The 13,414-nt window shown below is 66.9% G+C and carries 7 protein-coding genes; 1 reads left to right on the top strand and 6 read right to left on the bottom strand.

Annotated features, from left to right (window positions below; all coding sequences use genetic code 11):
* From E8A74_RS19445 to E8A74_RS19420, 6 genes are all read right to left on the bottom strand, one after another.
* On the bottom strand, nt 1-1,605 hold the full coding sequence (locus E8A74_RS19445; protein WP_136930532.1) for a mechanosensitive ion channel family protein: 1,605 nt from the start codon (nt 1,603-1,605) through the stop codon (nt 1-3).
* Between the two features lie 14 nt (nt 1,606-1,619).
* Nucleotides 1,620-3,020, bottom strand: coding sequence for a family 2B encapsulin nanocompartment shell protein (locus tag E8A74_RS19440; RefSeq protein WP_136930531.1), 1,401 nt, complete (start codon nt 3,018-3,020; stop codon nt 1,620-1,622).
* Between the two features lie 97 nt (nt 3,021-3,117).
* Nucleotides 3,118-4,524, bottom strand: a complete 1,407-nt coding sequence (locus E8A74_RS19435) for a family 2B encapsulin nanocompartment shell protein (RefSeq protein ID WP_136930530.1) — start codon at nt 4,522-4,524, stop codon at nt 3,118-3,120.
* A 21-nt stretch (nt 4,525-4,545) separates the two neighbouring features.
* Entirely contained in the window at nt 4,546-6,861 is a 2,316-nt protein-coding gene (locus E8A74_RS19430; protein WP_136930529.1) for a family 2 encapsulin nanocompartment cargo protein terpene cyclase, read from the bottom strand.
* Between the two features lie 537 nt (nt 6,862-7,398).
* On the bottom strand, nt 7,399-9,024 hold the full coding sequence (locus E8A74_RS19425; RefSeq protein WP_211365398.1) for an amidase: 1,626 nt from the start codon (nt 9,022-9,024) through the stop codon (nt 7,399-7,401).
* A 52-nt stretch (nt 9,025-9,076) separates the two neighbouring features.
* Nucleotides 9,077-12,259, bottom strand: coding sequence for a serine/threonine-protein kinase (locus E8A74_RS19420; RefSeq protein ID WP_136930528.1), 3,183 nt, complete (start codon nt 12,257-12,259; stop codon nt 9,077-9,079).
* Between the two features lie 195 nt (nt 12,260-12,454).
* On the opposite strand from E8A74_RS19420, the gene E8A74_RS19415 reads away from it, so the two are divergent.
* Nucleotides 12,455-13,303 carry a hypothetical protein gene (locus E8A74_RS19415; protein ID WP_136930527.1) on the top strand — a complete coding sequence of 283 codons (849 nt, stop codon included), beginning with the start codon at nt 12,455-12,457 and terminating at the stop codon, nt 13,301-13,303.
* Nucleotides 13,304-13,414: the final 111 nt, after the last annotated feature.

The raw sequence follows: 13,414 nt of genomic DNA, 5'->3' as shown, positions 1-13,414 counted from the left end.
TCAGTCGTCCTGCGACGGAGAGAAAGGCGTGATGGGCGTGGACTCCTCGATCTCTCGCTTGGGCGGGGGGCCCACGCGGAGGTTCGAGTCGATCAGGACAGCCCGACGCGGGCGCGGCGCGCTGACCTGGGCTTTGCAGAGCGCCTCCACGACGCGGTTTCGCAGCGCGTCGTTCGTCTCCTTGTTCTCGCCGGGCGGCACGCGCGCGCTGATACGCAGGACGATCGAGCCCTCGTTCAGCTCCTCCACGCCGACCTCCACGTTCGCAGGAGCGCCCGTCCGCGCCTCGACCTCCTTTTCGGCGATGCTCGTGAGGAGCGCACGCACCCGCGACACGTCCTCTTCATAAGGCACGTGCACGTCGACGACCGCATTCACGTACGAGCGTGAATGGTTCGCGACCTTGCGCACCTCGCCGTTCGGAATCGAATGAAGCACGCCGAGCTCGTCGCGGATCTTCGTGATCCGAACGCCGATCTCCTCCACGCGCCCCTGGATGCCGCCGATCTCCACGAGATCCCCGACGAGAAGCAGGTTCTCGAAGAGGATGAAGAAGCCGGCCACGATGTCACCCACGAACGTCTGCGCGCCAAAACCAATGGCCACGCCGATGACGCCGGCGCCGGCGAGCAGCGGGGTGGGGTCGATCGAGGCCTCGCGGAGGCCCATCACGAGCGCCGAGAAATAGATCGCATACCGCACGAAGCCCAGGGCCACAGGGACCAGGGTCTTTCGTTGCTGGAGCGTCTGCGGGTTCGCCTCGGCCACCTTGCCGAGGAAGAGGTCGTTGATGAGCAGGACGGCGAGCTCGACGAGGACCCGGCTCGCATAAAAGATCGCGATGATCCGGATCCCGACCCGACCCGCCTGGGAGAGCCACGTATCCGGGGTGAGCGCATCCGCGACCCACGTCGCCGCCGTCAGGTAGACGCAATAATCGACGACCCGCTTCGTGATCCCGAGCAGGTGCGAGAGGTTCCCGAGGTACCGGAGCGGGCTCTCGAGGCGGGCGAGCCGCGTCGCGTTGTCGAAGATGACGTCGAGGAGGAGATATCCGATGCCCGTCGCGAGGCGGCTGAGGTAAAACGCGCCCAGCGTGTAGGTGGCGAGCAGGACGGTGCGCTGCGTGCCCGGCGCGAGCTCGAGCTTCGCGGCGATGAGGACCGCGGAAGCGCCGAGGACGACCACGCGCAGCGCTTTGCGCAGGCGTACCGTGACCTCGGCGACCGGCTCGCGCCGCTTGTCGAGCCACTCCGAGCGCGCGACCGCCTGCCCCAGCCCGTCGGCGAGCCCACGGGCGAGGGCGTCGACGAGGAGCGCGCCGAGGGCAATGCCGGCCGCGGTGAGCAGCCGCATCTTGGCGAGCGCAGGGTCGTCCCCGGCGAGCGCGACGAGCGCGACCCACACGAGCGCGCGACGACGCACGCGGCTCCGGAACGCCTTGCGCTCGTCCGCCGTGACACTCTCGAGCGTCGGCGAGCGCAAGACGAAGGCGTAAGCCCTATGAATCACCCTGACCACGAGCTCCGAGAGGAGCATGAGCATCACGATCGCGATGCACAGGGCGACGAGGTTGTGGAGCAGCAGGTCGAGTTGCAGGGTCATCGGGGTCGCCGCGGCTATCGCCCGATCTGGACGTTCTCCAGGATGCCGAGCGCGTCAGGGACGAGAACCGCCGCAGAGAAATACGTGCTCACGAGGTACGAAGCAATCGCCTTCTCGTCGGTGCCCATCTTGCGGGCCGAGACGCCGGGCTCGATTTCCTCGGGCAGGCCCGTGCGGTGGAGGCCGATGACGCCCTGATGCTCCTGCCCGGTGCGCATGACCAGGATGGAGCTCGTGTCGTCCGCGTGGATGGGGATCTTGTCGCTCGGCAAGATCGGGACGCCACGCCACGCCGCGACCTTGGCGCCGGCGATCTCGACGCTGGTCGCGAGGACCCCACGGCGATTGCACTCCCGGTGGAAGGCGGCGATCGTGCGCGGGTGCGCCAGGAAGAACTGCGATTTGCGGCGCCGGCACAGGATCTCGTCCATGTCGTCGGGCGTCGGGGGCCCGCTGCGCGTATGGAGGCGCTGCTTGAGGTCGGCGTTGTGCAGGAGGCCGAAATCGCGGTTGTTGAGGAGCTCGAATTCCTGCCGCTCGCGCAGGGCGTTGACGGTCAGGCGGAGCTGCTCTTGGAGCTGATCCATCGGATCGTTGAACAGATCCGAGACACGCGAGTGCAGCCGGAGGACCGTCTGCGCGACGCTGAGCTCGTATTCACGCGGCGCGGTCTCGTAATCGACGAACGTCCCCGGGAGCGTGTGCTCGCCGCTGTGACCGGCCGTGATCGCGATCGCCGCCTGCCCGAGTTTGTCCTGGGGCTTCTTGAGCCGCTCCTTGAGCGACTCGACATGCGCGTGGAGCGCCGGGGAGCGCGTGATCATCTCCTCGAACACGCGCTGCGGGAGCTCGAGCACGATGCACGGCGTGACGGCCTTGACCGAATACGTCCAGACATCGTTCGACTCGACGACGGACTGATCTCCGAAGTGGTCGCCGTCCCCGAGCACGTCGAGGATCGTGTCGTCGCCGTACTTGCCCACGCCGAGCTTCTGGGCCTTCCCATGCGCGAGCAGGAAGATGGTCTCCGCGGGCTTTCCGCGCTCGGCGATCAGCGCGCCGGGCTTGTACTCCCGCTGGATGAACCGGCTCGCCAGGGCGTCGAGCACGGCATCGTCCGAGAAGCCTTGCAAGAGAGGCAACTCGCAGAGCTCCTGCGGGATCACCTGCACCTTCGCCCCGATGTTGCCGAAGCTCAGCCGCCCGTCGCCGACCGCATAACTCAGACGGCGGTTCACGCGATACGTGCCGCCCGTGACCTCGACCCAGGGCAACATCCGCAAGAGCCAGCGGGGCGTGATGCCCTGCATCTGCGGATGCGACTTGGTCGTCGTCGCGAGCTTCCGCGCCCCGAGCGTGCCGAGGCTCGAACGCTCGCCCTCGTTCCCGTTCCCAGGTTTTTCGGCGTTTGCCATGACGTACCTTTCCTTCTACGCGCTTCGGAGAGCAGAGCGCTCCGCGTATCCCCCACCTCGTAGGCGGGGCACACGCGGAGCGCCTACCGCTCGCGGCTCATTCGTGGGCGCGACCGATCTCGACGCTCTCCAGGACGCCGAGCGCGTCGGGGACCAGCACGGCCGCCGAGTAATAGAGGCTGACGAGGTACGAGATGATGGCCTTCTCGTTGATCCCCATGAAGCGCACGTTGAGGCTCGGCTCGACCTCGTCCGGGATGCCGGCGTGGTGCAGGCCGATGACGCCCTGGTTCTTCTCGCCGGCGCGCATGAGCAGGATCGAGGTCGTCCGCGTCTCGGAGACCGGGATCTTGTTGCAGGGGAAGATCGGCACGCCACGCCACGCCGGAACGTGATTGCCGTTCACCTCGACGCTCTGCGGATAGATGCCGAGGCGGCTGCACTCCTGGCCGAACGCCGCAATGGCGCGCGGGTGCGCGAGGAAGAACGTCGGCTCGCGCCAGACGGTCGCGAGCAGCTCGTCCATGTCGTCCGGCGTGGGCGGGCCGCTCCGGGTGTGGATGCGCTGCTTGAGGTCGGCGTTGTGCAGGAGGCCGAACTCGTGGTTGTTGATGAGCTCGTGCTCCTGGCGCTCCTTCAGGGCCTCGATGGTCAGACGGAGCTGCTGCTCGGTCTGGTTCATCGGCTCGTTGAACAGATCCGCGACGCGCGTGTGGATCTGGAGCACGGTCTGCGCCACGCTGAGCTCGTACTCGCGGGGCGAGGTCTCGTAATCGACGAACGTGCCGGGGAGGACGGGCTCGCCGGAGTGGCCCGCGGAGATCTCGATCGCGGCCTCACCCGTGGTGTCCTGCTTCTTCGCGGAGAGCGCCTTGAAGTCCTCGATGTGCTTCTTCAGCGACGGGTACTGCGCGACGACCTCCTCGAAGACGTTCTGCTGGAGCGTCAGGACGGTGCACGCCGTGACCGCCTTGGCCGTGAACGTCCAGTAGTCCTGCGTCTCGAGGAGCGCCTGGTAGCTGTAATGGTCGCCGTCCGCGAGGACCGCGAGCACCGTCTCGTCGCCGTACTTGCCCGCGCCGATCTTGTTGATCTTGCCGTGCGCGATGAGGGCGATGTGATCGGCCTCCTTGCCGCGCTCGGTGATGACCTCACCGGGCTTGTATTCACGCTGCACGAAGCGGTTGGCCAGCGCGGTGAGGACCTCGATGTCCTCGTACCCGCGGAGGAGCGGCAGCTCGCAGAGCTCCTGCGGGATGACCTGGATCTTGGCGCCGGTGTTCGTGAACTCCACGCGTCCGTCGCCCACGGCGTAGCTCAGGCGGCGGTTCACGCGGTACACGCCGTTGACGTGCACCCACGGCAAAAGCTTGAGCAGCCACCGCGACGAGATGCCCTGCATCTGCGGCGCCGACTTCGTCGTCGTCGCGAGTTGCCTCGCGGCCGCCGTCGCGAGGCTCGTGAGCTGCTGATCGATCGAACCCGACTTCCCTGAGATCGACATGAGTCCCTCTTTCCCGGACGGCTACGACCGCCCGTGCTTCACCGGCACGGACCGCGCCGTACCCATCGAAAGATCCGCCTTCGCAGCAGGAGCCACGGAGCCAGCCTTTCCGGCACCGAAGAAACTGCTGATACGCGCCGCAGAGGCGCCAAACCCACGCGCGCCCTCGATCGCCCGTTCGATCGGGTGGCGCTCGAGCTCCGCGTCCACATACCGGCTTGTCATGACGTGCCAGTTGAGGACACCGGCCATGTACAATCGCTGCTTCTCGACGTACCCGAGCACGGCCTCGCGGGCCTCCTTCTCGAGGTTGAATTCGTCGAGGATGCGGGGCAGCTCGGTCGCGACGATGTGCTCGAACTCCACGATGCGCGCCGTGAGCAGGTCATTGACGACCTCCTTGGCGTGCAGAGCGTCGCATTCGAGGAACCGCTCGACGACCAGCACGAGGTTCGAGAGCTCGCCCTCGAACTCGATCTCCTTGCGGTACGAATAGAGGTCGTTCGTCCACCCGCCGACATCGGCCGTGGTGTTGTCGAGGCTGCGCATCGTACGCGTTCGGAAGACCTCGGCCGGGACCACGTCACCGAGCGTGAGCTTCGACAGGCCCATCGTGAGATCGGCGCCGAACGTCCGGCGGCGCATCTCGACGTAATCGACCGGATCCGGGATCCGGTTCTGGGTCTGGTTCAAAAGCTCCCAGAGCCAGCTCTCGGTCATGCTCTCGATGGCGCGGCGGAGTGTCTTCCGCGCGTTCATCGACATGGGGGTCGCCGTGCGAATCCAGAGATCCAGGAGGCTGCTCTCGAGGGGGTTCTCGGGCACCGGGGCGCCCGTGCAGTCGAGGGGCATGAACAACGAGAGCCGGGCATTGAACCGCTTCGCGCCCGCCATGTCCCGCGTCGCGCCGAAGACGAGCGGGAAATAATCGTCGCCGTACGTCCCCCAGGTGAGCCAGCCCGAACTCAGATCGAGCTCGTGCGGGGTCGCGTCCGGGTGAATGCCCGCAGCGCAGAGGGGGAAATCGAAGCCGATGAGCCTGCGCTCGTCCCAGAGCCCGGAGCCAAAGACGCCCGGCACGACGTCGAGCATCCCGAACTTGCGGGCCCATTCGACGGTGTTCCGGCGCGACGCAGGCAGATGCGGGCTCAAGCGGAGCTTGAACGGTATGTTGATCTTCGGCAGCGGCATCCGGCCCACGGGCCGGAATGGGGTGTGGGTCAGCGTCTTGATCCGCTGCAATCCCAGGGCGCCGGGCGTGAGCCGGATGCGGAACGCGGAGGTGCCGAGCCCCGTCGGCGCGCCGAGGAAATCGGGCACCGACGCGGACTTGTCCGCATTTTCGTTCATGTAGCGGCTCGACCGCATGTGCCATTCGTGGCCGCCGGATTGCCAGTCCTGCAGGCCCTTGACGTACTTGGCGACGTCGAGGGCTTGCGCCGGCGAAAGCCCGTACTCCACACAGAGCGCCGGCACCTCGACGAGCGCCGTGTTCTCGAATTGCTGGAGCCGCGACGTCAGGATCTCGTTCGTCAAATCGGCCGCTTTTTGCGTGGGGACGCCGAGGAAACGCTCGAGGACGAGCACGCAGTTCGCGTTCTCCCCTTCGTCCTCGACCTCGCGCTGGTACGAGAACAGGTCATTGCGCAGGTGGACGCCGTCCGAGAACGTGTCGCGCAGGACCTCGAGGGGTCGCGTCGCGGCGACGGCGGCCGGGACCTCGGCGCCGACGGCGATCTCGACGAGGCCCGCGGACCAGGGCGCGCCGCCGACCTTGCGGCGCATCTCGATGTATTCGACCGGGTTCGCGACGCGGTTCTCCTGGATATTGGCGAGCTCCCACATGCACTCGAGGAGCAGGTTCTTCGTCGCTTCGAGGAAGCGCTTGCGCCAGTCGACCGAGGTGAGCGGGACGGTCCGCGCCCACAGATCCGCGAGCGCGCGCTCGACCACGTTCGTCGGCTCGGGAGGCGTGCCCGTGGGCACGACGGGCATGAAGAGCGGCAGGCGATCGAGGTACGCCTTCGCGCCGCGCATGTCCTTGGTGCGCTTGTAGATCTCGAGGAAATGGTCGTCGAAGAAGAACACCCAGACATACCAATCCGTGATCAGGTCGAGCTCGGACGCGGGCGCATCGGGATGCGTGTACGCACAGAGCAGCGCGTAGTCGTGCGCGTCGAGATCACTCTCGTCCCAGATAGGCTTTCCCTGGGGATTCTTCTCCAGGATGCCCATGTCGTAGGACCATGCCTTGGTGTGCGCGCGTGCACCTTCGAGGTGCGGATTGATGCGCGCCGGATACGGCATGTAGAAGTCGGGCAGCGTAAAAGGTTGCATGTTCGCTGACTTCTCTCGCGTCGTCACGACCATGACGCGGGCGACGGTGACCCGATTGTCCTGGCAGCGAATGATCCAGACGCACCTCGGCCGATCCACACGCGAGCGTGCGGTGATGCGTTATTGGGATGAACCATACAAGCCGTTCAGGATCTTCCGGACAGGGCCGATCTAGCCAGTACGTCCGCTTAAGTAAATTGAAATCTCACCGTCCATCACGTTATTATCTTGCTCGTGCCTGGCTCCCACCTCGCTCGAACCGGGCGGGCGGTGAATCTGCTTGATCTTCATGGGCTTCTGCGTTGCGATGTTCGGCCGCGCGGTTTGGGCATGACCCGGTGACGCAAATTTTTCCGATGTCACCGGGGTGGTTTTGTCGCTGATGCGTTCGTTTGAACGCATTTTTTCGTACAATTGCGCGGATTATGAAGGAATCTTAAGGACGAGCCGACTCTGCGGCGCACAGCAAGTCGTACGCGCGAGCACAAACGCTGGCGCGAGGGTGTTTGAGGAAGGCGCGACGGTCGAGGCATGCGTTCACCGCCACAGCGTCGGCGCGAACGCCGGCGCTCGTCGTGCCCTCGTGGCCTGCTCGAATGCAAATGCCATTCCGAGGAGCTCTCCCTCGGCATACGCGCGGCCCATGAATACGAAGCCGAGCGGGAGGCCGTGGCTTTCGCCCATCGGCACCGTGATGCTCGGCGTGCCGGCGACCGCCGCGACTCCATGACTCGTGCCCATGAAAGGATCCCCGAGGACATGGTCCGTGAGCCACGCCGGGGCCATGCTCGGCGCGACGACGGCGTCGAGCCTTTCGCCGTCGAGGACCGCGAGCAGGCCCTCGTTCCCAGCGAGGCGCCGTGCAGCCTCGCGCGCGTCGAGATACGCCGCATCCGTGAGCGGCCCGAGCGCCTGCGCCTTCTCGAAGAGCTCCTGGCCGAAGAACGGCATCACCGTATCGGCGTGCGCTTTGTTCCACGCAATCAGGGCCTCCAGCGACGCGTGCGGCGCGCCGCTCCGGCGGAGGTACGTATTCAGGCCGTCCTTGAATTCGTACAACATGAGCGTGAACTCGGGCTCGTTCCAGCGATTGTACGTGTCCATCTCGACGTCGACCAGCTCGGCGCCCTGCGCCCGCAACGTCGCCATCGACGCCTCCGCGGCCCTATCGACATCGGGATGGGTTCCCATGGCCTGCCGGAGCACGCCGAGCCGTTTGCCCCGGAGCGCGCCCGGCTTCAAGAAGTTCGTGTAATCGCGCGGGAGCGCGCCTTGCTTCCACGCGGCCGGATCAGCCGGATCGACGGCCGCGAGGGCGCCGAGCAAGATCGCGGCGTCGGTGACGGTGCGGGCCATCGGCCCTGCGGTGTCCTGCGATATCGAGATCGGAATGATGCCGCTGCGGCTGATGAGCCCCACCGTGGGCTTGAGCCCCACGAGGCCATTCACGGACGAAGGGCAAAGGATGCTGCCGTCGGTCTCGGTGCCGACCCCGATCGCGCCGAGGCTCGCGGCGATGGCCGCGCCCGTGCCCGAGCTCGATCCACAAGGATTGCGATCGAGCACGTACGGGTTTTTCGTCTGGCCCCCGCGTGAGCTCCACCCGGAGGTCGCGCGCGTCGACCGGAAATTCGCCCACTCGCTGAGGTTGGTTTTTCCGAGGATCACGGCGCCCGCCGCGCGAAGGCGAGCGACGAGGAAAGCGTCCTCTTTCGGCCGATGGTCGGCGAGCGCGAGCGACCCGGCCGAATTCACCATTCCAGCGACGTCGATGTTGTCCTTGATGAGCACGGGAATGCCGTGCAGAGGCCCGCTCCGCATCCCGGCCCTGCGCTCCGCGTCGAGCGCCGCGGCGTCCAGGAGCGCGCGCGGGTTCAGCTCGACGATCGCATCGAGCCGGGGGCCGGCATCGTCGATGCGCGCGATTCGATCGAGGTACGCCTGGGTGAGCTCCCGCGCGGTGAGCGTGCCCTCGGCCATGCGATCACGCGCGTCCGCAGCGCTGAGCTCGACGATGTCGAGGGAAATTGCAGAGGTCCTGCGGGCGATTCTCGATACGTCGGCGGCCCCAGCGCCGCCGCCTTTCGCCGTCCCTCCGTCGCATGCTCCCACCAGTGCCGCGCCGAGCAGCGTCGCGCCCATGAGCCATCGCGAGTTTTTCATGACCACACGCCGTCGAGAGGCTGCCACAACGTGGCCCAAGAAAACAAGGAGGTTACTCCGATCCCTCCAGCGAGAGCAGCCGCTCCGCCTCCTTCAGCGCCGCGCCCCGCTCCCGCGCGAGCAGCGGATTCTCTTTGAGCGCCGCTCTCAAGGAAGCCTTGGCCTCCCGCGCCGCTTGGATCCTCGCCTTTGCGTCTCGCGCGGCGCGGGCGCGCAGGAGGTGGAGGGCGCCCTTCGACGCGAGCGCCGGCGCCAGGGTCGGATGGATGGCGAGCGCCTTCTTCGCCATCACCAGCCCCAGGGTCAGGTCGTTTTCGGTGTTTTTCTTCCGTTCGAGGAGCCAGCCGGCGCGCAGCTCGTACACCTCGGCCAGCGCCTCGTAGACCTGCGGATTGGCGCGCTCCTTTGCAATGACGGGCAGGAGCGGCGCGAAGGCCGCGTCGAACATCGCGGAATCGGCCTTTCCCTTCGCCAGGGCCCAGCGCAGCGCAAGCGTCTCCGTGCGCGTTTGCTCGACACGGTAGTCCACGTCCCAGGGCGACGCCTCCGCGCTCTTGCGGAAAAACGCCCGCGCCGCCTCGATCGCCTTCGTCGGGTCCTTGCCTTGTCGCAACAGGTAAAGCGCCTGCGTCATGGAAAGGAGCCCGTGGAGCTCGTCGTTCGCGGAGTCCGGCGCGAGCTGCTCCTTTTCACGAAGAAACGCCTCGGCGCGTTCTAGGGAGGCGCTCGGATCCTGGCCGGCATTGCATGCATGGGACGCACCGAGCCAGGATGCCCAGGCCGAGACGTGCGCCGCGTCCAGCGTATTTTGCTCCTTGACGGCGGCGACGGCCGCGAGCGCGCTCGACACCCACGTATCCGGCGAGCGCCCTTTCTCCATGAGGTGCTGCGCCTCCTGCAAATGGGCGTGCGCCTTGTAGATGGCTGGGTACGTGAAGGTCGGGTTCTGTGCGAAGGCTTGATCGCAGCGGGACGTCGCGCGCTCGACGGAAGCACCGGGATCGACGCCGCGCCAGAGCTCGCTCCGGACGCGCTCGAGGTACGACGCGCATACCTCGCTGTAGGGCCAAAGGAAGCCAGGATCGAGCCGGATGGCCTCCTCGTACGCCGCGATGGTGCGGTCCGTCGCGGCCCGCGCGTCGAGCCCTCGGCTCATGAGGTAAAGGAGCTCGACCCGGTATGCGGCGCCGCGGAGGTAATGCGCCATCGGGTCGCCCGCCCGAAGACGAGCCGCCTCCTCGGCGCGCTCGATGGCGGCCCGGAGGATCGGCTCCGGATCCTCCTTCCCGGGGCCATTCATCGTTTGCCAGGCGAACGCGTTGTGGGCGAAGGCCATCGTCAGGCGCGCCGAGCCGCGCTGCGGGTCTGCCGCGAGCGCCTTTCCGCACGCGCTCGTCGCTTTCTCGAAGCTCGGTCGCAAGAGCTCGGGCCGGGCGTCCGACGCGAGCACGATCTGGGTCCAGAGCTCACACTCGGCCTCGTGCACGGCGGGATCACTCCGCGCGATAGAAGCGGCCTCCGCATAGGCTGCTGCCGCCGGCTCGAACGACTGCATCATCTTGTCGTAATCGAACGCAGCGTCCCGCCCGAAACGCTTGCCTTCGGCGAAATGCGCGTCCCCTTCGAGCTTCTTCGCCTCGTTGAGCCACGGCGATTGCGCGAACGCTTCGTGCGCCTTCGCGAGCGCGACGTCGTTTTGCCCCTCGTGGAGCGCGATGAGGCCCTCCACGTAGGCCGGCGACGAGAGCCGCGCCCCGAGCGCCGCGCGCAGGTGGGCGAGGGCGGGCAATTTGTACTCGGCGTCGAGCGCTGCGAGCCTTGCCTTTTTGCGCGCCTCGTCCTGGATCCGCTTCGTCTCTTCGAGGGCCTCGCGATAGAGCTCCACGAGCGCGAGGCCCATGGCATAACGGAGCTCCGGCGGCGTGTATCCGGCGGCCTCGGCGCGGCGCAGATGGGAGAGCGCCTCCTCGGGCTCCTGAAGCGCGAGGAAACCCCGCCCGATCGCGTAATGACCCGGCCCCTCCCCCGCCCGCCCGAGGGTCGCCATGCGCGCCTCGATATCCCGCAACTGCTGCCGCACGATGCTCTGCTCCCGCTCGATATCATGCAGCGGGAGGCTGTACGCGCGTGACAGGAAGAGCTCCATCTCCTTCACGTCCTCGCCGAGCTCGCGCGCGAGGGCCATCTGCTCGGCCAGGGCTTGGCGCTGCCGGATCCCGAAGACGCCGAACACCAAGATCACCACGAACAGCGCTGCCCCGAGCGCGACGCGCACCTTGTGCCGCCTCGCGGCCTTGAGCAGGACGTATCCGAGCGACGCCGGGCGTGCCAGCACGGGCTTGCCGTCGAGAAACCGCTGCAGATCCTCGCCGAGGGCCAGCGCCGACTCGTATCGCCGCCCCTGCTCCTTTTCGAGGCATTTCATGACGATGGCCTGGAGGTCCTCCGGGACGTCCGGGCGAATCTTCCCGAGCGGCAGCGGCTCCTCGGTCAGGAGCTGCTGCATCACCGCGAGCGCATGGGGACCATCAAAAGGAGGCCGACCCGCGAGCAGGTCATACAGTGCCGCGCCCAGCCCATACACGTCGGTTCGCCGGTCCAGCGCCTCGGCATCTCCGCTCGCTTGCTCGGGCGCCATGTAGGCGGGTGTCCCGGCGAGCGAGGCCGTCATCTGGATCGACTTCCCCATTTCGCGGGCAATACCGAAGTCCATGATGTAGGGCTTGTAGGCCCCGTCCTCGCCCTGCTCGACCATGATGTTGGCGGGCTTGACGTCGCGGTGGATGATTCCGAGCCGGTGCGCCTCGTGGAGCGCCATCGATACTTGCTGGACCGCGCGCACCTTCTGCTCGCGGGTCATCCATTCGCCGGCGAGATCGAGCGGCTCGCCCGCGATGTATTGCATCACGATATAGGGCCGGTCGCCGTCCGTCCCCACCTCGTAGACCTTGCACGCGTGCTCGTGCTCGATCCGCGCCTGCGCCCGCGCCTCGCGGAGGAGCGTCCGGTTCGTCTCCGGGTCCGCCTGGTGAAGAAATTTGACGGCGACGTCGCGGCCGAGGTGCCGATCCCTGGCGCGATAGACGGCCCCCATCCCACCGGAGCCGAGGAAATGGAACTCCCCGAAACGCGTGAGGAGCCCGAGCGGAATGCTCGACGGGCTCGGCGGCGTGCTCGAAGGCGTGGCGTCCCGCTGTGGGGTCTCCGCTAATGTAACAGGAGTCACAGAACGCACACGGATACCATGACCTATCGGGAAGGGGGCTCGCCATGGGACCAAGGTCCCATGGTGTAACGGTTGCAAGAAGCCTACCGTAACGTTCGGTCACAGTTGAGACCCAGGCCACATGCACTCCCGAAATCGTCAGGACACTGACCGATGGAGGCGCTGACCAGGGCACTCAGCGCCGAGCGCAGAGAGAAGGAAATCATGCTGTCATTTCGCTTGCTCACGGGGGTTGTTCTTGGAACCGTGCTCACACTCACCGGCTGCGCGACCGCGGTGGATCCGGATGATTTCGTGGGGGCTCCGGAGTTCGACCCCCAAGGCGGTCCCATCAAGGGTTCGGGGGGGATGAACGGCCTGCTCCCGGCCGACTACCACGCCAACGTCGCCGCGCTCGTGGCTGCGTTGGGTGGAGCCGCCGCGGATCCACAGAACCCGTCGGTTGTCAACCCCGCGATCGTGTCGAGCGGGCTGCTCGCCACCGAAGGCGGGCGGGAGGCCTTCTCGTACGCCGCGCGATGCACGCTCCCAGCGGGGACGCAGCTCACGAGCGGGAACCGCGTCTACACGGGCGGCGGGATCCTCAGCACGACCGGCTCATGGCTGAGCGCGGGCCTCACGACCTCGCAAAAGGAAGACGCGCTCACGTGCATGGTGACGCACCTCAACCCCTTCGGCGCCCACGTGCCGTTTTTCCTCTCGGGGCCCAGCATCGCCGGGACGGAGAGCGGGGACGCGCAAGGGTTCACCATCGAGGAGGCGATCTGGCAGGTGAAGCTCCAGGGCCCGAGCGAGACCCCGGTCTACTACGCCTGGCCCCGCACGGACCTGCTCAACACCTGCGGGCTGGTCACGACGCTTTCCTGGGTCACGCGCATTTGCGGTACGGCCCTCAACACCTGCGGCGTGCAGGTTCGTTACGATCGCGCCACGGCTTGCACCGGCTCGGACGGGAGCTTCACCTGCAACGGCAAGCCGGCCATCCAGACCTCGCTCGAGGAGAGCGACCTGTGCATCCTGCACCTCAACGTCCTCGGCATCGGCCTGCTGTAGCTTCGTTCGAGGCTGATGCCTGCCTGCCTCGACGCCCGAGGACAGCACCCCTCACAGCGGCTCCGGAGATCGAACGTGGCTTCACGATGACGCCGCGCTCCATGTATCCTC

This window comes from Polyangium fumosum, assembly GCF_005144585.1.
GTDB classification, from domain to species: Bacteria; Myxococcota_A; Polyangia; order Polyangiales; family Polyangiaceae; genus Polyangium; species Polyangium fumosum.
The sequence above is the reverse complement of the archived record's forward strand: the minus strand, read 5'-3'. Positions and strand labels throughout refer to the sequence as shown.